21 protein-coding genes, 1 tRNA gene and 1 pseudogene are annotated in these 24,800 nt (G+C 66.6%); 11 read left to right on the top strand and 12 right to left on the bottom strand.

What is annotated here, in order from left to right:
- Positions 1–541: pseudogene (locus C493_RS19435) on the bottom strand (alanyl-tRNA editing protein); the annotation flags it as partial.
- Positions 542–626: 85 nt separating this feature from the next.
- Positions 627–1,157, bottom strand: coding sequence for a helix-turn-helix domain-containing protein (locus tag C493_RS19440; protein WP_007261205.1), 531 nt, complete (start codon positions 1,155–1,157; stop codon positions 627–629).
- A 145-nt stretch (positions 1,158–1,302) separates the two neighbouring features.
- Between C493_RS19440 and C493_RS19445 the strand changes: the two genes are divergently transcribed.
- Together C493_RS19445 and C493_RS19450 are read left to right on the top strand one after the other, a co-directional pair.
- Positions 1,303–1,387, top strand: a tRNA-Leu gene (locus tag C493_RS19445).
- A gap of 578 nt (positions 1,388–1,965) precedes the next feature.
- Positions 1,966–2,529, top strand: a complete 564-nt coding sequence (locus C493_RS19450) for a DUF420 domain-containing protein (protein WP_007261206.1) — start codon at positions 1,966–1,968, stop codon at positions 2,527–2,529.
- A 259-nt stretch (positions 2,530–2,788) separates the two neighbouring features.
- Here C493_RS19450 and purF read toward each other — a convergent pair whose 3' ends face one another.
- The gene (purF, locus tag C493_RS19455; protein ID WP_007261207.1) at positions 2,789–4,261 is read right to left on the bottom strand and encodes an amidophosphoribosyltransferase; all 1,473 of its coding nucleotides are present in this window, start codon (positions 4,259–4,261) and stop codon (positions 2,789–2,791) included.
- 291 nt (positions 4,262–4,552) lie between these two features.
- On the opposite strand from purF, the gene C493_RS19460 reads away from it, so the two are divergent.
- Positions 4,553–6,373: a MutS-related protein gene (locus C493_RS19460; protein WP_007261208.1), complete on the top strand. Its 1,821-nt coding sequence runs from the start codon at positions 4,553–4,555 to the stop codon at positions 6,371–6,373.
- 41 nt (positions 6,374–6,414) lie between these two features.
- Here the strand turns inward: C493_RS19460 and C493_RS19465 are convergent, their stop codons facing one another.
- Entirely contained in the window at positions 6,415–7,038 is a 624-nt protein-coding gene (locus C493_RS19465; protein ID WP_007261209.1) for a DUF6735 family protein, read from the bottom strand.
- A 147-nt stretch (positions 7,039–7,185) separates the two neighbouring features.
- Positions 7,186–7,353, bottom strand: coding sequence for a hypothetical protein (locus C493_RS23515; protein WP_007261210.1), 168 nt, complete (start codon positions 7,351–7,353; stop codon positions 7,186–7,188).
- A gap of 131 nt (positions 7,354–7,484) precedes the next feature.
- Between C493_RS23515 and C493_RS19470 the strand changes: the two genes are divergently transcribed.
- The 3 genes from C493_RS19470 to C493_RS19480 all read left to right on the top strand — a co-directional run bounded on the left by C493_RS19470 (position 7,485) and on the right by C493_RS19480 (position 9,852).
- Complete coding sequence (locus C493_RS19470; RefSeq protein ID WP_007261211.1) at positions 7,485–8,144, top strand: HAD family hydrolase; 660 nt, start codon at positions 7,485–7,487, stop codon at positions 8,142–8,144.
- Positions 8,145–8,239: 95 nt separating this feature from the next.
- Positions 8,240–9,274 carry an amidohydrolase family protein gene (locus C493_RS19475; protein WP_049889523.1) on the top strand — a complete coding sequence of 345 codons (1,035 nt, stop codon included), beginning with the start codon at positions 8,240–8,242 and terminating at the stop codon, positions 9,272–9,274.
- Positions 9,275–9,366: 92 nt separating this feature from the next.
- Complete coding sequence (locus C493_RS19480; protein WP_007261213.1) at positions 9,367–9,852, top strand: universal stress protein; 486 nt, start codon at positions 9,367–9,369, stop codon at positions 9,850–9,852.
- Between the two features lie 37 nt (positions 9,853–9,889).
- Here the strand turns inward: C493_RS19480 and C493_RS19485 are convergent, their stop codons facing one another.
- Positions 9,890–10,831 (bottom strand): biotin--[acetyl-CoA-carboxylase] ligase, encoded by a 942-nt coding sequence (locus C493_RS19485; RefSeq protein WP_007261214.1) that lies wholly within the window; start codon positions 10,829–10,831, stop codon positions 9,890–9,892.
- 252 nt (positions 10,832–11,083) lie between these two features.
- On the opposite strand from C493_RS19485, the gene C493_RS19490 reads away from it, so the two are divergent.
- Positions 11,084–12,430 carry an MFS transporter gene (locus C493_RS19490; protein ID WP_049889521.1) on the top strand — a complete coding sequence of 449 codons (1,347 nt, stop codon included), beginning with the start codon at positions 11,084–11,086 and terminating at the stop codon, positions 12,428–12,430.
- A gap of 25 nt (positions 12,431–12,455) precedes the next feature.
- Here C493_RS19490 and C493_RS19495 read toward each other — a convergent pair whose 3' ends face one another.
- Positions 12,456–13,436: a tyrosine--tRNA ligase gene (locus C493_RS19495; protein WP_007261216.1), complete on the bottom strand. Its 981-nt coding sequence runs from the start codon at positions 13,434–13,436 to the stop codon at positions 12,456–12,458.
- Between the two features lie 135 nt (positions 13,437–13,571).
- Here C493_RS19495 and C493_RS19500 point away from each other — a divergent pair, with 135 nt between their 5' ends.
- Positions 13,572–14,228: a hypothetical protein gene (locus C493_RS19500; protein WP_007261217.1), complete on the top strand. Its 657-nt coding sequence runs from the start codon at positions 13,572–13,574 to the stop codon at positions 14,226–14,228.
- A gap of 15 nt (positions 14,229–14,243) precedes the next feature.
- On the opposite strand, the gene C493_RS19505 is transcribed toward C493_RS19500, so the two are convergent.
- The gene (locus C493_RS19505) at positions 14,244–15,023 is read right to left on the bottom strand and encodes a 4-phosphopantoate--beta-alanine ligase (RefSeq protein ID WP_007261218.1); all 780 of its coding nucleotides are present in this window, start codon (positions 15,021–15,023) and stop codon (positions 14,244–14,246) included.
- Between the two features lie 149 nt (positions 15,024–15,172).
- Here C493_RS19505 and C493_RS19510 point away from each other — a divergent pair, with 149 nt between their 5' ends.
- Positions 15,173–15,889 (top strand): class I SAM-dependent methyltransferase, encoded by a 717-nt coding sequence (locus C493_RS19510; protein WP_007261219.1) that lies wholly within the window; start codon positions 15,173–15,175, stop codon positions 15,887–15,889.
- A 44-nt stretch (positions 15,890–15,933) separates the two neighbouring features.
- Here the strand turns inward: C493_RS19510 and C493_RS19515 are convergent, their stop codons facing one another.
- The 3 genes from C493_RS19515 to C493_RS19525 form a co-directional block, all read right to left on the bottom strand.
- Positions 15,934–16,581, bottom strand: coding sequence for a helix-turn-helix domain-containing protein (locus C493_RS19515; protein WP_007261220.1), 648 nt, complete (start codon positions 16,579–16,581; stop codon positions 15,934–15,936).
- 137 nt (positions 16,582–16,718) lie between these two features.
- Complete coding sequence (locus C493_RS19520; RefSeq protein ID WP_007261221.1) at positions 16,719–19,607, bottom strand: DUF1508 domain-containing protein; 2,889 nt, start codon at positions 19,605–19,607, stop codon at positions 16,719–16,721.
- A gap of 322 nt (positions 19,608–19,929) precedes the next feature.
- Positions 19,930–20,763: a pantoate kinase gene (locus C493_RS19525; RefSeq protein WP_007261222.1), complete on the bottom strand. Its 834-nt coding sequence runs from the start codon at positions 20,761–20,763 to the stop codon at positions 19,930–19,932.
- 281 nt (positions 20,764–21,044) lie between these two features.
- Between C493_RS19525 and C493_RS19530 the strand changes: the two genes are divergently transcribed.
- A complete protein-coding gene (locus tag C493_RS19530) occupies positions 21,045–21,911 on the top strand; it encodes an alpha/beta hydrolase family protein (protein WP_007261223.1) in 867 nt (288 codons plus the stop codon).
- A gap of 360 nt (positions 21,912–22,271) precedes the next feature.
- On the top strand, positions 22,272–23,165 hold the full coding sequence (locus tag C493_RS19535) for a lipase/acyltransferase domain-containing protein (RefSeq protein WP_007261224.1): 894 nt from the start codon (positions 22,272–22,274) through the stop codon (positions 23,163–23,165).
- A gap of 210 nt (positions 23,166–23,375) precedes the next feature.
- Here C493_RS19535 and aspS read toward each other — a convergent pair whose 3' ends face one another.
- Positions 23,376–24,680 (bottom strand): aspartate--tRNA(Asn) ligase, encoded by a 1,305-nt coding sequence (aspS, locus tag C493_RS19540; RefSeq protein ID WP_007261225.1) that lies wholly within the window; start codon positions 24,678–24,680, stop codon positions 23,376–23,378.
- Positions 24,681–24,800: the final 120 nt, after the last annotated feature.

Raw genomic sequence — 24,800 nt, forward strand, 5'->3', positions numbered from 1 at the left:
ATGTGTATAAGAGACAGATTTCGGTTCGCTCGCGCGCCGTCGAGATCGGAACGCGCTCCCAGGAGACCGGTCTGGACTCCCAGACCGCCCGATTGACGAGTTCGTCCAGTTCGATCAGTGCTTCGTCCTCGAGCGGCGCCGTCTCGAGGGCGACCGCGACGCGATCCTCGCCGATCTCGAGGCCGGCGTAGATCGAGTCGCCCTGCTCGAGGGGGAGACACCGCCTCGCGGCGCCGCGAAGGAGGTGACTGGCCGTGTGCGCTCGCATGCAGTACATCCGAAACGACCAGTCGATCGAACACAGCACTCGGCTGCCGATCCGGAACGACGGCTCTGCGTCGAGTACGTGGACCTGCTCGCCGTCCTCGAGTCGGACGTCGACGACCGCCGCGTCGCCGATCGTCCCCCGGTCGGCCGGCTGGCCGTCGCTCGCCCCGTAGAAGTAGCTCGTCTCGAGCCAGACCCGGCGCCCGTCGACGGACGTCACCTCGGTCTCGAATCGCGTGGTGTAGGGCTCGCTGGCTGCCCGTTGTCCGGTCATTGGGCTCACTCTCTCCCGAGCAATGAAAAGTCTGCTTGCCGAGACGGTCGTCGCGGGGTGTCGCGGAGACGACGCGCGATCGGTGCTACTCGGCCAGTTCGACGTCCAGGTGCTCCTCGAGCGCGTCGATCAGGCCGCCGCCGATACCGGCCTGGGTCGCGCGACCCTGTTCGACCGCGAGGATGTGCTTTTCGCGCGCGCCGAGTTCGTCGGCGAGTTCCTCGCGCTGGAGTCCCGCTTCCTGGCGGGCCTCGACCAGTTTCTCGCCGTAGCCGGAGACGAGATACGGCAACGGGTCCTCGTCGTAGTTCGTCCCCTCTTTCTCCCAGTGTTCGGAGTCGCCGTCCCAGACGGGGTTGGCTTTGGCGACGTTCTGGGCCGCCTTCTGCTTGCGGCTTGGTTCGTCGCGACCGCCGCTCGAGTCCTGCCCCTGTCCACGAGACCCGCCGCGAGACTGCGACTGTTGTTGCGTGTCGTCGTGGGGCGCACAGTCCGGACAGACCTCGAGTTCGGCGCCGGCGACGCTCGCCAGTCGAAGCTTCTCGCTTTCAGCCCCGCAGAGTTCGCAGTTCGTCCCGCCGCCGCCGGTGGACGATCCGGTCGAATACTTAGCCATGGTACCCTTTGGCAACTGTCGCATTTTAAATCACCGCCTCGAGCGCGGTCAGATCCGTGTGACCTCGGCGCAGGCGCCGAGAGAAAAGAAAGGGCTTTTATAATCACACTGGTTACGATTGAGTGCAGTAAGACAAAGACAGCGAGCGTGGGTAGCCAAGCCAGGCCAACGGCGCAGCGTTGAGGGCGCTGTCCCGTAGGGGTCCGCCGGTTCGAATCCGGTCCCACGCATCGCAAGCGCGGGCGAAGCCCGCAAAACGCGAGGCGGCGTTGCCGCCGAGCACAACGATGCAGGTGATTTCCCTTCGCGGACATCACCCACGCACAACTTCTACGAAAACTACTCGACACAGCGACAGGTTTTGGCGACACAGCGTTGCGGGCGCTGTCCCGTAGGGGTCCGCCGATGAGCGATCGGCAGCGCCGATCGCGAATACCGTCGTGAAGCGGCGCGTGGCGCGAAGCGTCACGCGAATGCGAACGGCGTAGCCGTGAGCGGCGCGGAACGACGGCAGTTCGAATCCGGTCCCACGCATCGCAAGCGCGGGCGAAGCCCGCGAGACGCGAGGCGGCGAAGCCGCCGAGCGCAACGATGCAGGTGATGTAAACCCATCTCGGGATTGAAACATTTCCCCTCGTGGACATCACCCACGCACAACTTCTGAGGAAACCGATACGACACAGCGATAGCGCTGTGTATGTCGGTTTCTTCGTATTCACGTCCTCAAGCGATGCGTCTCTCGAGTGTCAATACCCAGCGGGCGACCGCGGACAGTAACCGCTTTCCTGCCACAGTCAAACCCCGATATATGGAGTACGTTCCTCGAGAGCGCGTCACCGCTCTCACCGCCGTTTTGAGCGTCGTCTCGCTGGCGGTCGTCTTCGCCGCGGCGGGCGGCCGAATACCCTCGTCGACGGTACCGGCCGCACCGCAGTGGGTCCTCGATGGCATTCCGCATCTCAACGTCGCGATCAGCGCGGCGGCGATCGTGACGATCACGATCGGCTGGCGAGCGATCCGCCGGGGTGACGTCGACCGCCACCGCACCGCGATGATCGCCTCGTTCGGGCTATTCGCGGCCTTCCTCACGTTCTACCTCTATCGGTTGATCGCGACCGGCGGCCCGCAGCCGTTCCCCGGACCGGACGCCGTCCAGCAGTTCGTCTATTACCCGGTGCTCGCCGTTCACATTTTCCTGGCGATCGTCTGTATTCCGCTGGTCTACTACGCTCTCCTGCTGGCGTTTTCGCGCCCGATCGCAGAGTTGCGTCGGACCAGCCACGCCCGCATCGGCCGCTACGCCGCGGCCCTGTGGCTGATCTCGTTCTCGCTGGGTATCGTGGTGTACGTGCTGTTGCACGTGGTTTACTGACGCGACTCGAGAGAACCAACCGCCGGTTTCGCGATGTGGAGGGAAATCACGAGGCACCGATCGCATCCGCGAGCGAACGAAGTGAGCGAGCGGGCCGACGACTGACCCGGAAGCCACGCCGTGCGCGGCTGAAGGGGAGAGAAGAGGCTTTTCGTCGAAGCTACGCGGGACCGTCGGTCCCTCGCTGTCCGAGAGAGCGAAGCTCTCTCGAGATTTTCCCGAGGGTGCGCCTTCGGCGCACCCGCAGAGGAAACGTTCGTTAGTCGTCCGCGGGCAGCTGCTGTCCGCCGATATCGGGGCGGCTCACGTCGCGGTCGGTCTCCTCGCCGTCGATGTCGTAGGGGTACTCGCCGGTGACACAGCCCAGACAGAGGTCGATGCGCTCCGTGCCGAGCACGTCGGCGACGGCATCGGTCGAGAGGTAGGCGAGGCTGTCAGCGTCGATCTTGTCGCGGATGTCGGCGGTCGACTTCCCGGCGGCGATGAGTTCCTCGCGGGTCGCCATGTCGATGCCCATGTAGCAGGGGGCGACGATCGCGGGCGCGCCGATGCGGACGTGGACCTCCTCGGCGCCGCAGTCTTTGAGCAACTGGACGAGTTGCGTCGAGGTCGTTCCGCGGACGATCGAGTCGTCGATGACGGTGACGGTCTTGCCCTCGATCGTCGATTTGATCGGGTTCAGCTTCAGGCGAACGGCGCGTTCGCGCTCGTCCTGGGTCGGCATGATGAACGTCCGGCCGACGTAGCGGTTTTTCATCAGGCCCTCGGCGAACTCGACGCCGATGTCGTCGTCGTCGCGTGGCTCGCCGTCCGCAGTCGTCTCGCCCGCCGCGTCGGCGTAGCCCGAGGCGAACGCGCGTCCGGAGTCGGGGACGGGCATGACGACGTCGGTCTCAACGCCGCTTTCCGCCCAGAGTTTGCGGCCCAGATTGCGCCGGGCCTCGTAGACCAGCGTCTCGTCGATGACGCTGTCCGGCCGGGCGAAGTAGACGTGCTCGAAGAAGCAGTGAGCCGTGTTCTCGTTCTCGATCAGCTGGTAGGAGTCGAAGCCCTGGCCGTCGTCTTGCAGGACGACGAGTTCGCCGGGACGGACGTCCCGGACGAGTTCGCCGTCTAACGTGTCGATCGCCGCCGACTCGGAGGCGAGGATGTAGCCGTCCTCGAGTTCGCCGATACAGAGCGGGCGATTCCCCTGCGGGTCCCGGACGCCGAGGACGGTGTCGTCGTGGCTGATCGCGAGCGAGTACGAGCCGTGGATGCGTTGCATCGTGTGCTTGACCGCGCGCACGAGGTCCTCCTCTAACAGGTTGCGCGCGAGGTCGTGGGCGATGACCTCGGTGTCGCCGTCGCTGGTAAAAGCGTGGCCGAGCGCCGCGAGTTCGTCGCGGATCTCGTCGGCGTTGACGAGGTTGCCGTTGTGGCTCAGGCCGAGCGAGCCGCTCTTGAACGAGACGGAGAAGGGCTGTGCACAGGAGGAGTCGACCGAGCCCGCAGTCGGGTAGCGGACGTGGCCGATCCCCGTCGAGCCGTTGAGGACGTCAAGGCCGTCCTCGTCGAACGCCTCGCCCACCAGCCCCATCTCCACGTGGCTGTGTTGCTGGAAGCCGTCGTGGGTGACGATCCCGGCCGACTCCTGACCGCGATGCTGGAGTGCGTAGAGCGCATAGTACAACGGTCGTGCCGCCGATCGACCGTCGAGTGAGACGCCGACGACGCCGCACTTTTCGGTCATTCCTGTTCGCCGGGGAGTCTCGCCCCGCCCATCAGTCATGGAAGTCAGTAGGGCACCCAGACGATAAAAATCCCCGTGTTTGTGCTCTCAATCCAGCCGTCGTCGGTAGTCGATATCCATGTTTATGTATATGTTCGCGATCAGCGGCGGAAGCGACGCCGTCGTCCGGTCTCGTGGTGATTCCCTCGAGCGAGTCGGCCGGCGTCGCGATGCGCCGCCATCGCCAGCGGTCGAGCGCGCCGGCCGATGGCACAGGTTGAAGGCGATTCCCTCGAACACCTCGAGTAGACTATGCGACTCGAGGAGTACTGGGGCGTCGGGCCGAAGACCCGGGAGACGCTGACCGAGGAGTTGGGACGGGAGCGAGCGATCGAGGCGATCGAGAGCGGCGACGTTCGCGCGCTCGCTGACGCGGGACTGGCCCGCGGACGGGCGACGCGGATCCTGCGGCGAGCGACGGGCGGCGGCGGGATCGACGTGCTGGCGACGAGCGACGCGCGCTCGGCGTACAAGGAACTGCTCGATCTGGCGGTCGAGTACGCCGTCACGCGACGCGCTGCGGATCGGATTCGCGTCCTGACGCCGCTGACCGACCGCGACGCTATGAACGAGCGCCTGGACGACGTCCTCGCGGCTCGAGACGCCTGGGCCGCCCTCGCCGAGGACGACCGAGCGGCCGTTCTCGCGGCCTACGAGCGGTACGACGAGCGCGAGGAGAGCGAGCACGCCGCCGTCGAGACCGCGCTCGCCCTGCTCGAGGCCGGGGTCGACTCGGGGCCGTTCGACGCGGTCGCCGACCTCGAACGCGAGCGACTCGCGGCGGCGGCCGACGCACTGGCGGCGCTGGACGGCGACCGTGGGCGCGTTCGTGCGGGCGCCGACGAGGAACTCGACCGCCTGCGGGCGGCGCTCGGTACCGTCGAGGATATGGACGCAAACGCCCTCGAACTGATCGACGAACTCCGTTCGGACGGCGTCCGGGACGTCTCCCAGTTCCGAGAATCGTTCGAGGACCACCTGCTCACCGAGACCGAAGTCACGGTCGATCAGGTTCGCGACGCGATGCCGACCGACGCGACCGACGCCACGGATTTCGTGGGCGCGACGCTGCGAACCCTGCGAGGAGACCTCACCGCGGCGATCGACGAACGCGAGGCGGTCGTCGCCGGCGAGTTCGAGGCGACGCTCGAGGCGAACCGCGAGGCCGTCGATCAGGCCGTCGGCGCGGTCGACGACATCGCCTTACACCTCTCGCTCGCGCGGTTCGCGCTGGCCTACGACTGTACCCGGCCGACGTTTCGCGACGGGGACCGAGCCGCGGTGTCGGTCGTCGGCGCGCGCAACCTCACGCTCGCGACGCCCGACGCCGGCGATGGCGACGGCGGCGACGGCGGGCGGACACAGACTCAGACCGTACAGCCGATAACCTACGCGCTGGGCGACCACGGCGTGAGCGAGGTCCCCGTCGGCGTGAACGCGGTCCCCGGCGAGGAGCGCGTCTCGGTGCTCACCGGCGCCAACAGCGGCGGGAAGACGACGCTGCTCGAGACGCTGTGTCAGGTCGTCTTGCTGGCGATGATGGGACTACCCGTCCCCGCCGAGCGCGCGGAGGTGACGCCCGTCGACTCGCTCGTGTTCCACCGCCGGCACGCGAGTTTCAACGCTGGCGTCCTCGAGTCGACGCTGCGGTCGGTCGTGCCGCCGCTGTCGACCGGCGGCCGAACGCTGATGCTGGTCGACGAGTTCGAGGCGATCACGGAGCCCGGAAGCGCGGCCGACCTGCTGCACGGACTCGTCACGCTGACCGTCGAACGCGAGGCGCTGGGCGTCTTCGTCACCCACCTCGCGGACGATCTGGAGCCGCTGCCGACGGCGGCCCGCGTCGACGGCATCTTCGCTGAGGGGCTGAACCCCGACCTCGAGTTGCTGGTCGACTACCAGCCGCGGTTCGATACCGTTGGTCGGTCGACGCCGGAATTCATCGTCTCGCGACTCGTCGCGAACGCGGACGACCGGGGCGAGCGAGCCGGGTTCGAGACGCTCGCCGAGGCGGTCGGCAACGACGTCGTCCAGCGGACGCTCGTCGACGCCCGCTGGGCGGAAGACGACTAGCGTCGGTTCGTCCCGTCGGTATCGTCCCCGTCCGCGTTTTTTCAGCCGCTCGAATCGTCGAATTCGGGTTCGTCCGGTCCGCGTCGGTCGCCGCGAGCGTTCGTCCCGGCGCGTCTCGAGTCCCGGTGGACGGCCCCGCGTCGATCGGGCGGCACGTACTCTTCGTCGACCGAGTCGGTTTCGCCGTAGGTGTAGAGGGTCCCACCCTCGTCTTCACAGACTCGCGCTTCGAGGTACGTCCGAGCTGCACGACGCGAGAGGACGCCCATCTCGACGACGTCGGCCAGCGTGGTCTTGGTGGCGCGAAACCAGGTTCTAACGCGTCGGTCGGCGCGCGCGTCGTCGACGGCGACGATCGCACCGCGGCCGCCGTCGCGGCCCTCGAGCCACTCGAGCCAGCAGACGCGGTAGGTGGAGACGCGGTAGTCGCTGCCCGGTTCGACGAGGTACAGCACCTCGTAGGGACAGGGATCGAGGTGGGCGGTGAGGATGCGATCGCGGTCGATCGCCGCCGCGAGCAGGGGTGGGTCGACGGCGCCGCCGGCGAGTGGCGTCTCGGCGCTGATGCGATCGGCGAACGTGACGGTATCGCCGCCCCAGTGGCTGTATCTGAGATCGTACCGCCGGTCCGGACGGCGGTACGCGACGAGGGCCCTATGTCCCATCGCGATCCCCGAGCGAACACCGCGATCGGTTCCTCGTGGACCCCAGTCGGAGCGGAACGTGTGGGTCGGACTGCATCGACGGTGCTGGCCGCCTATCCGTACTTGAACCTGCGGATCGACGGACCGATCGCTCGGCCGTCGCGGCGATCACTCCGTCCGAAAGTCGAACCCGCCGCGCTCGCGCATGTCGATCTCGCCGCACTCGGGACAGCGATCGTAGGCCGTGTCGAAAACCGCGTCGCAGGAGGGGCAGCGATACTCGACCCCGGGGTCGTCGGGCGACAGCGTTTCCTTGAGTCGATCAAGCAGTTCCATCGCGCTGTCGTTCGGCCCGAGTCCGGGTCAGCAGCCGGCATGCAATTGCTACGCCGATCAGCGTCCGGCACGCGTTTCACCGAGGCCGACGAGCAAGAGGGAAACCGCTTCGGTACGTACTGTAACGGCGAATGGGCGAACCCTACGACGCAGTCCTCTTCGACAACGACGGCGTGCTGACGACGCCGACCGACCGCGAGGTACTTCTCGAGGCGATGCACGACGCCTTCGCCGACGTCGGCGTCCTCGATCCGAGCCGCGCACAGGTCCGAACGCTGCTCGGACCGAGCGTCGACTCCCTGCGCGAGGTCGCCGACGACCACGATGTCGACCCGCACGAGCTCTGGCAGGCACGCGAACGCGCCGCGATCGAGACCCAGCTGCAGGAACTCGAGGCCGGCCGCAAGCGCCGCTACGACGACGTCGACGCCGTCGCCGACCTCGAGGACGACGTGGGAACGGCGATCGTCAGCAACAACCAACACGAGACGATCGGGAACATTCTCGAACGATTCGACCTCGAGTGGGTCGACCGCTGGTACGGCCGGGAGCCGACGGTGAAGGGAATCGACCGCAAGAAGCCGACACCGTACTACCTCGAACTGGCCCTCGAGGAACTCGGCGCCGAGGACGCGCTGTTCGTCGGCGATAGCTGGGTCGACGTGGAGGCGGCCGACGCCGCCGGAATCGACGCGGCGTTCCTTCGCCGCGACCACGTTCAGGGCGTCGGCCTCCCGCGGGAGCCGGCCTACGAGATCGAGTCGCTCGCGGAGATTCCGCGCCTGCTCTGAGCGGGATGGAGTGATCGACCACGCTCGGCATGCTCGACGCTCGAGACCGAGTCCAAGCCCGAACCGTTCAAGGCCCGGAGCCCGAACACCTTCGTATGGAACGCACGGGAACGATCCTCCGGGGTCGCGAGTTCGAGCCCGTCGAGGGGCGGGTCGTGATCGACGACGACGACGGACGGATCGAGGCCATCGAGGAGACGGCAGTCGACTCGTCGGCGATCATCCTGCCGGCGTTCGTCAACGCCCACACCCACATCGGCGACTCGATCGCGAAGGAAGCCGGCGGCGGGCTCTCCCTCGAGGAGCTGGTCGCGCCGCCGGACGGGCTGAAACACCGGCTGCTTCGGGCGGCCACGCAGGACGAACTCGCCGCGGCGATGCGTCGATCGCTGCAGTTCATGCAAGAGAGCGGAACCGCGGCCTGCCTCGAGTTCCGCGAGGGCGACGTCGAGGGCGTCGAGACGCTCGAGCGCGCTTCGGCGGGCCTCGAGATCGAACCGATCGCGTTCGGCCGCGGCTCGATCGACGCGATGCGCGCGGGCGACGGCTACGGCGCGAGCGGGGCCAACGACGCCGACTTCGCGGACGAACGGGAGGCGACCCACGAGGCCGGAAAGCCGTTCGCCATCCACGCGGGCGAGGTCGACGCGAGCGACATCCACCCCGCGCTGGACCTCGAGCCGGACGTCCTCGTCCACATGGTCCACCCCGAACCGGACCACCTCGAGCGCGTCGCCGACCAGGAGGTACCGATCGTCGTCTGTCCGCGATCGAACCTCGTCACCGACGTGGGGCTCTCGCCGTACCGAGAACTCCACGAGCGAACGACGCTCGCGCTCGGGACGGACAACGTGATGCTCAACTCGCCGTCGATGTTCCGCGAGATGGAGTTCCTCGCGAAACTCTCCGACCTCTCGGCGACCGAGATCCTTCGGATGGCAACCGTCAACGGCGCCGAAATCGTCGACCGCGAGTACGGACTCGTCGAACCCGGCTACGAGGCCCGGCTTCTGATTCTGGACGGCGACTCGCACAACCTCGCGGGCGCCCGGGATCCGGTCCGGGCCGTCGTTCGACGCGCCGGCGTCGACGACGTCCGGGAGGTCGTCTTCGGTCCCGACGGCGATTGAGCGCCGAACCGGGTCCTGTTATCTCCCGCGACGGTCTGTCGTATCCACGACAACGCTATTGTAGTGTCAAGTTGTATGCTACCACACAGCACATGTACGATTGCATCCTCGTCCCGACCGACGGCTCGCCGGAGGTGGAAGGCGCCCTCGAGTACGCGTTCGATCTAGCTCGAACCCACGACGCGACGGTTCGAGCGATCTACGTCGTGAGCATCGCCGGCTACGGGAACATGCCGATGGAGGCGGCACTGGACGGGCTCAGCGACGCCCTCCGGGGCGACGGACGGGCGGCCGTCGATCGGGTCGAGGAGCTCGCACCGCCGGACGTCGAGGTGGAAACGGCGGTGCTCGAGGGGTCGCCGAGCCGGGTTATCGCCAGTCAGGCGCAGCCGGGGACGTGCGATCTCGTCGTGATGGGGACTCACGGCCGCGGCGGTATCGATCGCCTGCTGCTCGGCAGCGTGGCCGAACGGGTCGTTCGGCGCGCGTCGGTTCCAGTGTTGACCGTTCAGGTCGGCTCGGACGACGACGACGATGGAGACGGCCGCCGAGAGCGACCGCCGGTCGCCGTCGAGTAACGGCCTCGAGCGGCGGTGACACAGCCGTCACCGACCGTTAAACGGGCCGCAGGTGCTCGCAGTCGCCCGCCGAGACCGTCACCCGTTCGCCGTCGTCGGTTTCGACCACGAGGGCGCCGAACTCGGTGACGTCGATCGCCTCGCCGACCACGTCGCCCGACGGGCGCTCGACCCGAACGCGCTGGCCGAGCGTGAGCGCCAGTTCGCGCCAGGCCGGAACGACGGACTCGAGGTCGGTTCGGTACTCGTCGAACGTCTCGAGCAGCCGCTGGACGAACCGTCGTCGGTCGACGTCGCCCGCCTCCTCGCGGATGCTCGTCGCCCCTTCCGGGAGGTCGGTACTGTCGATGTTCGCGTTGACGCCGATCCCGACCGCGAGCCACTCGACGCGGTCCATTTCGCCTTCCATCTCGGTGAGAATCCCGACGAGTTTGTCGTAGTCGCCGTCGTCTCCGACGGGAACGACGACGTCGTTGGGCCACTTGATCCGCGCGTCGACGCCGGCCTCGCGGGCCGCATTCGTCGTCGCGACCGCCGCCGAGAGCGTGTACAGCGGCGCCTGCGCGGGCGTGATCTCCGGGCGGACGAGGACGCTCAGCCAGACGCCGCCCGAGGGGGACGACCACTCTCGCTCGAGGCGACCCCTGCTGCCGGTTTGTTCGTCGGCCAGAACGGCAACGTCCGCGGCGCCTTCGGCGGCCAACTCGCGGGCGCGGTCGTTCGTGCTCCCGATCGAGTCTCGATACTCGATGGAAAACGGCGCCTCGAGTTCGAACTCGACGGCCGGTCCGTTGTACGCTGGCACGTCGCGGAGTTCGTAGCCGGTCGATCCGCTCTCGATCGCGAAACCGTCCTCGCGGAGGCCGTCGATCTGCTTCCAGACGGCCGCCCGCGAGACGTCGAGCGACTCGGCCAGTTCCGGCCCCGACACGGGGCCGTCGGCGAGCGCCTCGAGGATGGCTCGTCGCGTCTCGTTCATGCCCTCGAGAGGGGGCCGCGAGCACTTCAATCGGCAGGTTCGCCTCGCCGGTACGTTCGAGGGTCGGGGAAGGTTCGCCAACCTATTTTGCTGCGGACACGATAGCGAACGCATGAGCGAAATCGGTGCCGTCTGCCCTCCTGGTGTCCAGTTGGACCAGCCCAGGACCGCGACTGTCGTGGGACGACAACGGCTGTCTCGCCCGTATAGTCGTCGATCGACCGAACTCGAGTCCCATCGACCGCGACAGCGATGAGTAGGGAGCAAGTGACCGTCGACGCGGAGCGAACGGGGCCGCTGGATACGTTCCGCCAGTTCTTCTCCTTACAGCGGGACGTGTTGGTGCTCTCGCTCGCGATGTTCGCGTTCAGCCTCGGCTTCCAGATGACGAACCGGTTTCTCCCGGACTACCTCGTCTATCTGGGGGCGGGCGGCTTCGTCGTCGGTCTCTTCGCGACGCTCGGGAACGTCATCGGCGCGGTGTTTCCCTACTACGGCGGCGTCGTCTCCGACCGCGTCGGCTCGCGCTATGCCCTTACCGTCTTTGGCTTCCTCTCGACGTTCGGCTTCGCGATCTGGCTGGTCGCGGCCTACGTTCCGGCGATCGACCTCGGCGTCGTCGTCCTCGAGCCGTGGGTCTGGATCTTCGTCGGCCTGCTGCTGGCCCAGTGCTGGAAGTCCTTCGGCATCGGCGGCCACTACGCGATCGTCAAGCAGTCGACCGAGCCGAGTCGGCTGGCCCGCGGCTTCGCCAGCACGGAGACGTTCCGGCGGACGGCCTTTCTGCTCGCGCCGCTGATCGTCGCCGTCCTCGTCGCCGATCAGCTCATGCCCGGCTTCCTGTGGGTGCTCGTCATCGCCATCGTCTTCGCGATTCTGGGAACGATCGTCCAGCACTTCCTCTACGAGACCGACGCGGATTCGGTCGGGAAGGAGTTCGAGGGCGTCGGCCAGATCCGCAGCGACCTCCGCTCGCTGCCGGACCCCTTACGGCCGCTGCTCGTGGCCGACGCGCTCGTTCGGTTCGCCAACGGCATGGTCTACGCCTTCTTCATCCTCGTGATCACGCAACTGTTCGAGATCGGGCTCACGACGACCCTGCCCGTCGTCGGAACGATCGACCTCTCGCCGGCCGCCTTCTTCGGCGTCTTGCTCGGCGTCGAGATGCTCGTCGCCCTGCTGACGATGGCGCCGACGGCCAAGATCGCGGAGCGCACCGGACTCAAAACGGTCGTCGGCTTCGGTTTCTTCGTCTACGCGATCTTTCCGGTCCTGTTGCTCTTCGGGCCGCAGTACGTCGACGCCGTCAGCGAGACCTGGCTCCTGATCGCGCTCTTTGCGTTCTCGGGACTGCGCTTTGCGGGGCTGCCGGCCCACAAGGCGCTCGTCGTCGGGCCAGCCGAGCAGGGCGCCGGCGGGCGCGTTACGGGTTCGTACTACCTCGTCCGGGGCGCCATCGTCATCCCGAGCGGCGCGCTCGGCGGCTTCCTCTGGCAGTTCGTCTCGCCCGAACTCTCCTTTACGATCGCGACGGTCGTCGGACTGGCCGGCGTGGCCTACTTCGCCGCCTTCGGCCAGGAGTTCGAGGCGTACGCTTGAGCCGGCAGAAGAGGCCGGTAACGACTCAGTCCCGAATCTCGCGAAGCTTCTCCCGCCCGGGCGCGATCAGTTCGTCGAGGTAGGTCGCGAGCGTCCCCTTCGCGTCCGCGGGGTGGAGTTCGCCCGACTCGAGGTCCGCAGCCAGCGACTCGTACTCGTCGTAGCTCAGATCACCGCCGTACTTCTCGGGGCGTTCGACGGTAACCTCGTCGAACCGCGGGAAGACGTGGTACTCGAACAGCTCGAGGACGGGATTCTCGAGGTCGTCCTCGGGGTCCCGCGTCGGCGGACAGAACGCCGAGTTGACCTTCTCTTCCAGTTCTTCGGTCGAATCCTCCATCGAGATCGTCACGCCCTCGCTCGAGGACATCTTCCCCTCGCCGCTGGTGAGGTCGGCGACGATGGGCGTATGGAGACACGGTCGGGCCTCGTAGCCGAGGTCCGAAATCTCCTCGCGGTGGAGCATGTGGACCTTCCGCTGGTCCATGCCGCCGACGGCGAGGTCGAGGTCGAGGTACTCGATGTCCAGTGCCTGCATCAGCGGGTAGACGAGGTGGCTGACCTTCGCCGTCTCGCCGGACTGGAGTTCGGCCATCGCGCGCTGGGCGCGGTTCATCGTCGTCGAGAGCTCGAGTTCGTGGAGGTCGAGGGTGTACTCCTCGTCGAGTTGGAACTCGGAGCCGTAGACGAACTCCGTCGACTCTTCCTCGAGCCCGTAGGCGATGAACTGGGCTTTCATCTGCTCGGCGGTGTCGCGGATCTCCTCGAAGGTCCCCTTGCCGTTGAGGTAGGCGTGGACGTCCGCGAGCAGGACGACGACCTCCATGCCGGCCTCCTGGAGGTCGATGAGCTTGTTCGCGGTCAGCAGGTGCCCGAGGTGGAGCACGCCGGAGGGCTCGTAGCCGACGTAGGCGCGCTTGCCGTCGGGATCGGCGGCCAGTTCGCGCACCTCCTCGTCGGTGACGACCTCGTCGGCGTTTCGCGTGAGCAGGTCGTAGGTATCCATGTGTGAATCGAAACGGCAGGAGGGATTTATACCCGCTGAATGTGCTCGCGGACGTGCCGATCGACGTCGAGCCACCGGCGCGACGAATGCTTGCCGAACACCCTTCCCGGTCGGTACCGTACTCTCGATGATCGCATGGGTATCAGAGAGGACTTCGTCAACGCCGTGCGTCGGAGCGTCTGGCCGCAGATCCACTACCTGTTGGCGGGGACGTTCGACGGCTACGCCGTCAGCCACACCACCGCCGAGGAGTACGCGCTGACGACCCACTGCACGGAGGAGCGCCTCGAGGAGATCCTCGCGGAACTCGGCTTCTCGCGAAACCCGATCGCCTCGCTGAAGGTGCGCATGGACGGCAACACCTCCGAAGGATCGTGGGTCTGGCGAGCCTCGCCGCTCGCGGACATGCAGTTGCACGTCGTCCTCCACGAGGTCGAGAACACCGAGAAGGTCGACGTCTACGCCCACTGGGAGTGCTCGTGGATCCGCCACCCCTACAAACACTACGTCGCCCGCGGCTACGACGCCGAGAAAGGCGTCGAACTGGCCCGTCGGTGGCTGATCAACTACGACGAGGAGTGTCTCAACGGCTCCGACGGCATCGGATACGAGGTTGACGACTCGTTCTCGCGGCGGGCGAGCGAGTACCTCTCGCTGTCGTACTATCAGGTCGAAGAGGCCCTCGCTGCCGCCAGATCGAAACTCCCGTTCGCCGACGGCGATCGGAGCCACGTCGTCGGCCGCGAGAACGACCGCGACGCCGTCTCGCCGACGATCACCGACGAGTTCTGAGCGGGACGATTCGGATCAGAGGTCGCCCGCTCGAATCCGCTCTTCGGCCTCCTCGAGCGCCGCCTCGCGGTCGAACGCGTCGACGATCTCGCGTAACTCATCTGCGTCGGCGTCGGCGAGGTCTCGCGCGTGGGCGGTCATGTTCGGCACCGCGCGGATGATGTTGTCGACGATCGGCACGTCGGCGACCTGGGGCGACCGCGAGAGGGGGTTGAGATCGATCACGATCTCGGTCTTGCCCATCTCGTCCAGGGCCTCCGCGCGGTCGCCGTCCTCGAGCGGGACTAACACGACGTCGGCCGCGTAGATGCCGTCCTCGTCGACCTTCGCGCGCTGGTGGTCCAGGTTCGGAATCCTGGCGTCGGCCTCGAGGCCCTTCACGTCCTCGGCGCCGTGCTCGCGCAGGTGGGCCGCGATCGCGCTGATTCGCTCCGGCGTGCGGTTGAAGAGGTTGACCTCGAGGTCGGCGCCCGTCGCCGCGGCGAGTTCGACCATCTCGCCGGGGACGAGCGCGGCGACGTTCCCGTTGATCGAGAGGACGGGCTGGTCGGCCAACAGCAGGTGCGCCGCGGCCGCGCGTTCGGCGTCGTCCGCGCTGGGAATCGTCTCCTCGCCCAGCAGGTAGTCGAACGCGCTGCCCCGACCCTCGGCGTGCATCCCCTGGAGGTGCGTGATCCCCTTCTCGACACCCTTCTCGATCCGGTGGCGCGTCAGCAGATCCTGATACCTCGGGTGGTCCTCCGGAATCTCTTCCTCGTCTTCGACGTCGGCGGAGACGGTGTCGTACTCTGTCACGGTCGATCACTCGAGTCAGGCGATAAAAAACGGCGCGGTCGACCGGCGGCCGACGGTCGACGCTCGGTGCTCGAGAGCAGACGTGATGTATTTAAATGGGCGATACGCATCGCGTAAATGCACACCGCTACGGCGTCCCAACGGCCAGTATGGCGACGGAACGGCGAGACGACGGGCGAACGGCGGATCGAACTCGCGACGCGAAAACCGCACACACGACCGACGGCGGCGACGAGGCACACCTCGAGCGGAGCAAAGCCGTCTGGAACCGCTGGAGCGACTGGTACGCGCTGAGTGAGCGAGACCTCGAGCCGATCCGCGAGGCAGCGATGGACCGACTCGAACTCGAGTCCGGCGACCGGGTTCTCGACGTCGGCTGCGGGCCGGGGGTAAACCTCGAGCGGCTCCGCGACGACGTCGGTCCGAACGGCGAGGTGGTCGCCGTCGACTACAGCCCGGAGATGGTGGCGAAGGCCCGCCAGCGGGTCGCCGATCACGGCTGGGAGAACGTCGCGGTCCGTCGGGCTGACGCGACACAGATGGCGTTCGACGACCCCTTCGACGCGGCGCTGGCGACGCTTTCGTTCTCCCTCATGCCCGACGTCCGCCGAGCGAGCGAGAGCGTGTCCGACGCGCTCGCCTCCGACGGCCGATTCGTCGTTTTCGATGTGCGGTGCGTTCAGCGCGGCCCCGCGCGACTCGCGAACCCGCTCCTCCGGCGGTTCCTGCGCTGGTACGCTAACTGGCATCCGGACGAAAACGTCCTCGACTCGCTCGAGGCCGTCTTCGAGCGGTGCGAGGTCGTCGAGCGCTACGCGGCAGGGGCGGGCTACACGGCCGTCTGCGAAAAACGCGCCGAGGCGTGACGTCCCGGCTCGAGTCGGGTCGGATGGCTCCGCCGCGCTCAGACTCAGGGGCCGTCCTCGAGCGCGCGCTCGACGGCGTTGGCCTCGCCGCGCCGGAGCAGTTCCGAGGCCGTCGAGACCGCACAGTCGAGTTCCGCTGCGACGGCTTCGATACCGTTCTCGCGCGGAATCTCGTAGAATCCGACCTCCCGTGCGACCCGAAGCGCCTCTCGCTGGCGCTCCGAGACGGTCGGCGCGGTGACTCGCACGTCGTCGCTGACCCAGCGAACGTCGAGTGCCATTCCGTCCGGCGTGCCCTCGAACAGCGCAGCCAGCGCGTTCGGGTGACCGACGACGGTCGTCCGCATCGTCCGGTCCGATCGCAGTTCGATCGGCGGCACGATCACGAGCGTCTCTGCGGCGAGTGCGTCCAGCATCGACGCGCCCCGGGACTCGAGTTCGCGGCGAAGGTACAGGAAGAATCCGTCGTCCGCGGGCGTCGTCTCGTACTCGAGGACGGTTTCGCGGCCCTCGAGCAGGCTCTCGTACGCGTCCCTCTCGCCGTCTACGAACGACGTGACCGTCTCGACGCCGTCGTGGGCGTGGCCGCCGACGACGATTTCGCGTTCGATCGCGGGCGAGTCACAGATACCCGCGTGAAGCGCCGGAATCGTCGCCGAACTGTGGCGGATCTCGAGCCCGATCGATTTCATGGCTCGAGTATGTGGCTGCTGGTACTTCAATGACCGATGCCTATCGGGCGCGAGTGTACGCGACTCGCCGCAAACGAGAACGAACGCTGGCGAGACGGAAAACAGCGATCGGCGATCGGTGCAGACGGCGGCCCAGATTACTCGGTGAACGTGATCCAGCCCTCCGGAGCGTGGGCTTTCACGTTGTTCATTGCTTCACGGGCCTCCGTGCGGCTTTCGTAGGTCTGGGTGCTCTCCGCCATCGTCGAGCCGTACTCGTCGACCAGCCGCCAGACCCACCCCTCGCGGTCGTCGGCCGTGTGGAGTTCGAAGGAAACGCTGTCGATCTCGAGGATGCTCGCGTCGGCGATCAGCTCCCGGGCGTCCTCGAGCGCCGCGCGGGCGGCCTCGGTCGACTCGTGCGTTTCCGTTCCCGCGGCGATCGTGCGGCCGTCTTCGTCGATGAGCCGCCAGCGCCAGCGATCCTCGTCGTCGGCGACGAGTTCGAAGGAGGCGACGTCGAAGTCGACGCGGCCGGCCATCGGCGCGAGCTGGCGGACGGTCTCGACGTCGTCGAGGACCGCGGATTTCGCCGCGGCGGCGCCGACGGAACTGGCGACGACCTCGCGGTCGCGATCGACGAGGTCCCACGTCCAGCCGTCCGCGCCGTCGAGTCGGATCACGGCGTCCTCGATCGTGAAGACCGGCGCGTCGCCAACGTGATCCTGCAGGGTCCGTGCGCCCTCCATCGCCCGGTCGCGATCGTCGTACGTGACCGTCGAGTCGGCGATCTCCTCGCGGTCGCGGTCGAGCAGCCGCCAGTGCCAGCCGCCGCTGTCGTAGAGCTGGACGGCGACGTCGCCGATCGTGTGGTTCCGGGCGCTCGCGGCCGCGTCGCGAACGTCGTCCAGACGCTCGACGAGTTCGTCGCGCGTGGCGTGTGAGCTGCCCGATTCGGCGACGATTTCGCCCGACGGGAGGACGAATCGCCACTGCCAGTCTTCGGCCGCGTAGGTCTGGAACGCGGCGCGATCCATGGTTCGAACGTCCGAATCGAGGTGCTCGAGCAGGCGGTTCATCGCCTGTCGGGCGGCGCCGCGGGTCGGGTGCGTCGCGGGGTCCTCGGCGACGAGTTTGCCGGCCTCGTCGATGAGCCGCCAGCCCCACTCGTCGTCCTCGTCGACGAAGAGTTCGAACGCGGCGGTCTCGATCTCGAGCAACTCGGCGTCGGGCGCCTGCTCTTTGAGCGTCATCATCGCCTCGGCGGCCTCGCCCCTGGAGGTGTGTTCCTCGCCGCTGTCGGCGAGCACGTTGCCGTCCTCGTCGATCAGGCGCCAGCGCCACTCGCTGTCGTCGGCCTCGTAGACCTGAAACGCCGCGTGCTCGAACTCGATCAGGTCGGCCTCGCTCGCCTGCTCGCGGACGCGCTCGATCGCCGCGGTCGCCGACTCGGCGTCGGGGTGGGACTCGGTGCTCGCGGCGACGACGTCGCGGTCGTCGGTGACGAGTCGCCACTGCCAGTCGGGGCCGTCCGCGTCGGTGTACTCGACGGTCGTGCCGCCGTCCGCCATCGCCTCGTCGACGGTCGTCGGGAGGTCGTCGTCCTCGGGCGTCGGTCCGTCGCCTTCGGTCGGGTAAATCTCGTACTCCGCGTCCGCGATTTCGATGACGTTCGCCTGGCGGGCGCGGTCGCCGAACCGATCGGCGCTCGCCTCGACGTCGCGCTGGGTCGTCGCGTCGGTCGGGCTGGTGGCGACGACGTGTTCCGCCTCGTCGACGAGCCGCCAGCGCCACTGCGAACCGGACCGGTAGTGCTCGTAGGTCGGCTCGCCCGCGACCGTCACCGAGGCCGACTCGAGTGCGGGAAGCAGCGCTTCGGCGGCCTCCTCGGCGTCGCGCCGGCTGTCGTAGGCGTCGGACGCGGTCGCGACGACCGCGTCGCCGTCGTCGACGAACCGCCAGCTCCAGCCGTCGGCGCGCTCGAGGAGTTCGACGCCGACGTGTTCGACGTCGAGCAGGCGCGCGCGATCGAACCGTTCGGCGAACGTCTGGGCGGCCTCCTCGGCCCGCTCCTGGGTTCGGTAGCCGGTCTCGCTCGAGGCCAGCGGCGTCCGCTCGTCGTCGACGAGTTGCCAGTACCACCGATCGCGTTCCTCCTCGTAGGTGAACGCGGCGCCCTCGATCTCGATGACGTCGGCGTCGGGTCCGCGGTCTTTGAGGAAACTGACGGAGTTTTCCGCGCCGTCGCGTTCGTCGAACTCGCCGGCGCTCGCGCCGACGACGCTGCCGTCGTCGCGGGCCAGCGTCCACTGCCAGGTCCCGTCGCGGTCCTCGTAGAGCCTGAACGCGGAGGTCGTCAGCTCCATTAGCCCAGCCGAACTGATCTGGGACTGGACGCGTTCGATGCTCTCGGTCGCGTCGGGACGGGTCGGCGCACTCGAGTCGCTGGTCGCGAGCGCCTCGAGGTGGAGGACGTTCCACCGCCAGTCGCCGTCGTCGTCGCGGAAGACGGCGAACTGGGCGCCGTCGGTCGCGTCGCCGGTGAGAATATCGGGGTCCTCGGTCGCGCCTTCCTCTTCGACGAACATCCCCTTCTGGCCGGTCAGAATCGGCACGAGGGCGGTGACGCCGGCGATGATACCGATACCGGATGCGTAGACGGAGATCACCTGCACGCTGTAGTCGGTTCCGAGTTCGCGCCAGTTGTAGGGATACGCCCAGCCGAAAAAGACGACGCCGCCGAGTGCGATCACCAGTCCGAGCGCGCTCGCGTAGATCCCGATCCGTCGCACCGGGAGCATCAACACGATGCCGAACAGACAGAGTGCGAGCCCCGTCGCCGCCGTTATCCCGGACGCGCGGATCAGCGTATAGGAGTCCGCGCTCCCCGCGTAGCCGACGACGAACGCGAAGATTCCCGCCGCCCCGAGGACGTAGCCGATGATAAACACCCAGTAGCCGTAGACGTCCGTACTCGAGTCGGGTTCGCCGACGTAGTGTTCGTACAGCCGAAACAGGTTCCGGTGAATTTCATTTGCTGAAGACATTCGTAAACTTGAGCTGATAACTGAAACCCATCATAATAAAGCTCCGGCCACTAAATTGGCATCTGACATGTATTTTTGTTAATCGATCTCGTTCGAGTACGGGTAACTCGAGCTGGGTACGGTACCGGCAAGATGGTACCGAACCGCTTCTTACCGGCGAGTTAGGTCTCGTACCCACTCGAGCCAATCGACCGTCGAGACAGCGTTCTCGATCCAGGCGGTGAAATAAAAACGAGATACTCGGTCGGCAGCGAAGCCGGAAGTTCGAGACGAAAAACCCCTCCAGAATGTGATGGAACGAAGCGGTACTTAACCGACGCGCTCACCGCAACATGGCGCCGGCGGGGTGGGTCGCACAGACCGACGGCTCGTAGCCCGCATCGGAGAGCCCCGTCCCGAGCGCGAACACCGTCTCGCCGAGCATGGCCATCGACGCCTGTCCGTCCGCGTCCGTGACGTCGCCGATCGTTCGGGCCACCCGATCGGTCAGCAGTTCGGCCTCTCGAGCGAACAGCCGCGAAGCGTACATAAAGGAGAGGAGCGTCGGTTCCTCGACCACCCGGGACAGCGCCTGCTTTCCGGCGGCCGTCAACTGGTCGGTCTCGCCCGAGAGGACGTCCGCCGTCGACAGTTCACCGAAGGTGACGTATTCGACGCGCGCTCGCGCGGGAATCGCGTCCATCCTGTTCACCTGCGGGCTCCCGGGCTCGAGGCGGATCGGGACGCCGCCGGAGGCCTGTGCGACCACGTCGCCGAGTCCGGTGCCCGCCTGCACCTCGGCGCCGTGGGCGATCGTGACGAGTTCGTTTCGCGAAAGGGCCCGTTCGAAGACGTGATTGGCCGCGAGCGCCGTCCCGAGGGCCATCGCCCCGGAGACGCCGAAGCCCGAGCCGAGCGGAACGTCCGACGTGGCTTCGACGCGGGCGGTGACCTCCAGGGTCTCGAGGACGGTTTCGACGGGATCGATCGGCAGTTCCTCACCGTCGAGAACGATCGTCGATTCGGCCGCTGTGGTCTGTTCGACGGTTACCTCGACGCCGTCGGTGAGGGTCACCCCCGCGCCACGAGAGCCCGCTTTCGTCGGATCGTCGTCTGGGTGGGCGCTGAAAAAGCCCGTGATGTGCCCCGGTACGAACGCCGTCGCCTCCTCGCGCATTGGGGGCCATTGCGACTCGGTCGATATAACAGTACACATTCGGGACGGGAAGACGAGACCGAGTTCGTCGCCGACCTCGATTCGAGACGTTCTGCGACCGGTTCTTCCACAGAACGGAGACGAGGCCAATTACGATTGTCTCGGTAAGATTCGATAGTCGTTTCAGAACCATCGTATCGAAAGCCAGCGTAACCGCAACCGTTGTTATTTAACGTATATAAAACGACTCACATTCGAGGAGATAACGTCACCGCGGATTGTGTGTATTAAGTTATCGCCTCATGGCAGAGAAAGACACACAACAGACACTGACGGGGGAATCGACGCGACTGAACCGTCGCTCCGTGCTGAAAGCGACCGGAGCGACGATCGTCGGGGGCTCGGGGCTGGCTGCAGCATCCGGATCGGCAGCGGCGTTCGGTCACGAAATCGAAACGATCGAGATCGACGAGGGCGGCTGGTTCAGCGGCTGGAGCGCCGACGGCGACCTTCCGGTCGAAGACGAACTGTTCGTCTTCATCCACGGCTGGTTCGGTGATACGACCGTCGAGAGCCAGGCCGACGACGTGCTCAGTTCGATGGAAGACGCCGGCTACGATCCCGACGCCGCCGTCGCTCTCGAGTGGCCCGCGACGACGCTCAACTTCTTCGGCGCCGAGAGCGACACCGAAGACGTCGGCGACGTCGCCGCCGGACTGGCCGAGGACTTCTCCGACGCCGGCGGCGGGAACATCCGCCTCGTCGGCCACTCGCTCGGCGGACGCTGCGTCCTCTGGGCCGCGACGAAACTCAGTTCGGGCTACGAGATCGACACCGTCGCACCGCTCGGCGCGGCGGCGGACGGATCGGAACTCTGTGGCGACCCGTGGATCGACGGCATCGACAACGCCGGCGAGGTTCGCAACTACCACTCCGAAAACGACTCGACCGTCGGCGCAGCCTACGGCGGCCTCGGTGATACCGCCCTGGGTAACGAGGGCGCCGACTGCGATCCGGACGGCTACACCGACGTCGACGTGACCGGCAGCGTGGGCAGTCACATGGCCTTCCTCGGAGATCCGGACGTCGGTGCGGACCTCGCTGCTGCCGTCGACGGCGACGCCGACGACGGTGACGATGACGACAGCGGCTGGTGGGGCTGGCTCTAGCTGCGCGGCACAGCTGTCGACTACTGATTGACCGACTGCGGACCGCTATCCGCCGTCGCAATTTAATTCCGTTCTCGCTACCCACCGTGGTCGACACTCGAGCCCGATGCGCGAGTGGTCTCGAGGCATCCCGTCGACTGATACCGACCAGCCACCAGCGCATACCGTCCAGAACGATCCCATACGATCGTTCAAGATCGACATTTTGGCTGCTATCGCGGGTAAAACACCTCCAACATACACTATCAGTGTTAGACACACTGGCGATATAGAATAACAATATTAATTGCCCCCACCTAAAGATATTCAGATCAGAGCAAGTAAAATTAACACTGAAAGAGCGGATTCGATTGCTGTAGCATGTCAGAGAAAGACATCCCCGGTGAACGGTCTCCGACTGGCGAATCGCTCACGGCGAACCGACGGACGATGCTCAAAGGAACTGGCGCGGCAATCGTCGGTGCGACGGGTCTGGCCGCGACCTCGAGTTCCGCAGCGGCCGTCTCGAGTTGGGACATCGACGTACTCGAAGTCGGTGACAGCGTCTTCGGCGTCGGCTCGACGCCGTCGATTCCCGTCGGCGACGAGGTTTTCATCTTCGTCCACGGTTGGTTCGGCGACACGACCGTCTCGAGTCAGGCGTCGGACGTCGCCGATTCGATGACCGACGCCGGTTACGAGGCCGACGAGTACGTCGGCATCGAGTGGGACGCGACGACAATCAACTTCCCGGCCGCCGAGAGCGAGACCGAAGACGTCGGCGAGGAACTCGCCGAGATGCTCGAGGAGTTCTACGACGACGGCGGCGGTGACGTCCGCCTCGTCGGTCACTCCCTCGGCGGCCGCGTCGTCCTCGAGACGATCAACCACATCGACGACGGCTATTCCGTCGAAACCGTCGCCCCGCTCGGCGCCGCCGCCGACGGCGAAATGGTCTGCGAGGACGGCGGCGGATTGCTCGACGATAACTGGTACGACGGTATCGCAGCCAACGCCGACGAGGTCCGGAACTACCACTCCGAGAACGACTCGACCGTCGGCGCAGCCTACGGCGGTATCGGCGGCGCCGCGCTGGGAACCGACGGCTCCGGTTGCCCGAGCGACACCGCGGCGAACTACACGGACGTCGACGTGACCAGCAGCGTCAGCACCCATCTGGGCTTCCTGGGCGACGCCGACGTCGGTGCAGATCTCGCCGCCGCGGCCGCTGGCGACACCGACGACGACGATGACAACGGCTGGGGCTGGTTCTGACTGCGAGAGTCGGAAGCGCCGCGAGAGGCGAAAGGACCGCCACTAACAAACGGAACAAGTTGGCTCGAGCGACGGTGCTCTCGAGACGACGCCGTTCGTCTCGTTTGCTCGTAGAGACTCCACCCTACGGGCTCGAGCGTTAGCGATCTCGCGGGAACAACGCGGGATCGTAGATCCCGCGAGCTCCCGCTCGACAGTTACGCCGTCGCCTTACGGCGACAGGCGTTGTCTATCTCGCGGGAACAGCACAGCCTCTCGGATGTTGTCCAGTCCGAGGATCGTCATGATCAGCCGTTCGCCGCCGAGTCCGAAGCCGGCGTGGGGCGGCATGCCGTACTTGAACATCTTCGTGTAGTACTCGAACTGGTCGGGATCGAGTCCCTGCTGTTCGAATCCCTCGATGAGGGCCTGGTGTCGGTGCTCGCGCTGCCCACCCGAGACGAGCTCCATGCGCGGGTGCATCAGGTCGAAGCCGGTCGAGAGCTGCTCGTCGTCGTCGTGGTCCTTGATGTAGAACGGCTTGATCTCGCTCGGCCAGTCGGTGATGAAGTAGTGGCTGCCGACGTCCTCACCCAGGGCCTTCTCACCCTCGGTCGGGAGGTCGTCGCCCCAGACGAGCTGTTCGTCGAGTTCGCCCGTCGCGTTGATGCGCTCGATGGCCTCCTCGTAGCTGAGACGCGGGAACTCGCCCTCGGGTACCTCGAACTCCTCGGCGAGGCCGAGCGCCTCGAGTTCGTCGCTACAGTTCTCGTTGACGGCCTCGTAGGCGGCGCGGACGACGCCTTCGGCGACGTCCATGGCGTCGTCGGCGTTACAGAACGCGCCCTCGAAGTCGATCGAGGTCGCCTCGTTCAGGTGCCGGGGCGTATTGTGCTCCTCGGCGCGGAAGATGGGACCGATCTCGAAGACGCGCTCGACGTTCGAGCCCGCGATCAGCTGCTTGAACAGCTGCGGCGACTGGTTCATGAACGCTTCCTCGCCGAAGTAGGTGATCGGGAAGAGCTCGGTGCCGCCTTCGGTGCCGGTGGCGACGATCTTCGGCGTGTTGATCTCGGTACAGCGGAACTCGCGGAACTGATCTCGGACCGCCCGGAGGATTTCGGCGCGGATCTCGAAGATCGCCTGCACCTCGTCCTTGCGGAGGTCGAGCGTCCGGTTGTCCAGTCGCGTCGAGAGGTCGGCGTCGACCTTCCCCGACGGATCCAGGGGCAGTTCGGGCTCGGCCTCGGAGATGACCTCGACCGTCTCGGGTGTGACCTCGACGCCGGTCGGCGCGCGGGGCTCTTCCTCGACGCTGCCCGTCACGCTGACGACGCTCTCTCGAGAGACGCCGAGACCGGTCTCGACGAGGTCCTCGTCCATGTCGTCTTTCTCGAACTTGACCTGAATCTTCCCGGTGGCGTCCCGGAGAATCAGGAAGGCGATCCCGCCGAGGTCGCGGATCTCGTGGACCCAGCCGGCGACCGTCGCGTCGTCGCCCGGCTCGGCCGCAGCAGTATAGGTTCTGTCCTGCATACCACCCGATTCCGGTCGCCGGAACTTAAGCGCAATCGTTCGAAGCGGGACAGTCGGGACACCCGGTACAGCGGTACCGAGTCACTCGCTTCCTGAGACGGATTGCCGTCCCGATGTCCC

The sequence above is a fragment of the Natronolimnohabitans innermongolicus JCM 12255 genome, from assembly GCF_000337215.1.
Classification (GTDB): domain Archaea; phylum Halobacteriota; class Halobacteria; order Halobacteriales; family Natrialbaceae; genus Natronolimnohabitans; species Natronolimnohabitans innermongolicus.

Excerpts from the sequence above, each read along its gene's own strand:
- C493_RS19440 (WP_007261205.1), bottom strand. The coding sequence starts at position 1,157 with ATGGCTAAGTATTCGACCGGATCGTCCACCGGCGGCGGCGGGACGAAC.
- C493_RS19450 (WP_007261206.1), top strand. The coding sequence starts at position 1,966 with ATGGAGTACGTTCCTCGAGAGCGCGTCACCGCTCTCACCGCCGTTTTG.
- purF (WP_007261207.1), bottom strand. The coding sequence starts at position 4,261 with ATGACCGAAAAGTGCGGCGTCGTCGGCGTCTCACTCGACGGTCGATCG.
- C493_RS19460 (WP_007261208.1), top strand. The coding sequence starts at position 4,553 with ATGCGACTCGAGGAGTACTGGGGCGTCGGGCCGAAGACCCGGGAGACG.
- C493_RS19465 (WP_007261209.1), bottom strand. The coding sequence starts at position 7,038 with ATGGGACATAGGGCCCTCGTCGCGTACCGCCGTCCGGACCGGCGGTAC.
- C493_RS23515 (WP_007261210.1), bottom strand. The coding sequence starts at position 7,353 with ATGGAACTGCTTGATCGACTCAAGGAAACGCTGTCGCCCGACGACCCC.
- C493_RS19470 (WP_007261211.1), top strand. The coding sequence starts at position 7,485 with ATGGGCGAACCCTACGACGCAGTCCTCTTCGACAACGACGGCGTGCTG.
- C493_RS19475 (WP_049889523.1), top strand. The coding sequence starts at position 8,240 with ATGGAACGCACGGGAACGATCCTCCGGGGTCGCGAGTTCGAGCCCGTC.
- C493_RS19480 (WP_007261213.1), top strand. The coding sequence starts at position 9,367 with ATGTACGATTGCATCCTCGTCCCGACCGACGGCTCGCCGGAGGTGGAA.
- C493_RS19485 (WP_007261214.1), bottom strand. The coding sequence starts at position 10,831 with ATGAACGAGACGCGACGAGCCATCCTCGAGGCGCTCGCCGACGGCCCC.
- C493_RS19490 (WP_049889521.1), top strand. The coding sequence starts at position 11,084 with ATGAGTAGGGAGCAAGTGACCGTCGACGCGGAGCGAACGGGGCCGCTG.
- C493_RS19495 (WP_007261216.1), bottom strand. The coding sequence starts at position 13,436 with ATGGATACCTACGACCTGCTCACGCGAAACGCCGACGAGGTCGTCACC.
- C493_RS19500 (WP_007261217.1), top strand. The coding sequence starts at position 13,572 with ATGGGTATCAGAGAGGACTTCGTCAACGCCGTGCGTCGGAGCGTCTGG.
- C493_RS19510 (WP_007261219.1), top strand. The coding sequence starts at position 15,173 with ATGGCGACGGAACGGCGAGACGACGGGCGAACGGCGGATCGAACTCGC.
- C493_RS19515 (WP_007261220.1), bottom strand. The coding sequence starts at position 16,581 with ATGAAATCGATCGGGCTCGAGATCCGCCACAGTTCGGCGACGATTCCG.
- C493_RS19520 (WP_007261221.1), bottom strand. The coding sequence starts at position 19,607 with ATGTCTTCAGCAAATGAAATTCACCGGAACCTGTTTCGGCTGTACGAA.
- C493_RS19525 (WP_007261222.1), bottom strand. The coding sequence starts at position 20,763 with ATGCGCGAGGAGGCGACGGCGTTCGTACCGGGGCACATCACGGGCTTT.
- C493_RS19530 (WP_007261223.1), top strand. The coding sequence starts at position 21,045 with ATGGCAGAGAAAGACACACAACAGACACTGACGGGGGAATCGACGCGA.
- C493_RS19535 (WP_007261224.1), top strand. The coding sequence starts at position 22,272 with ATGTCAGAGAAAGACATCCCCGGTGAACGGTCTCCGACTGGCGAATCG.
- aspS (WP_007261225.1), bottom strand. The coding sequence starts at position 24,680 with ATGCAGGACAGAACCTATACTGCTGCGGCCGAGCCGGGCGACGACGCG.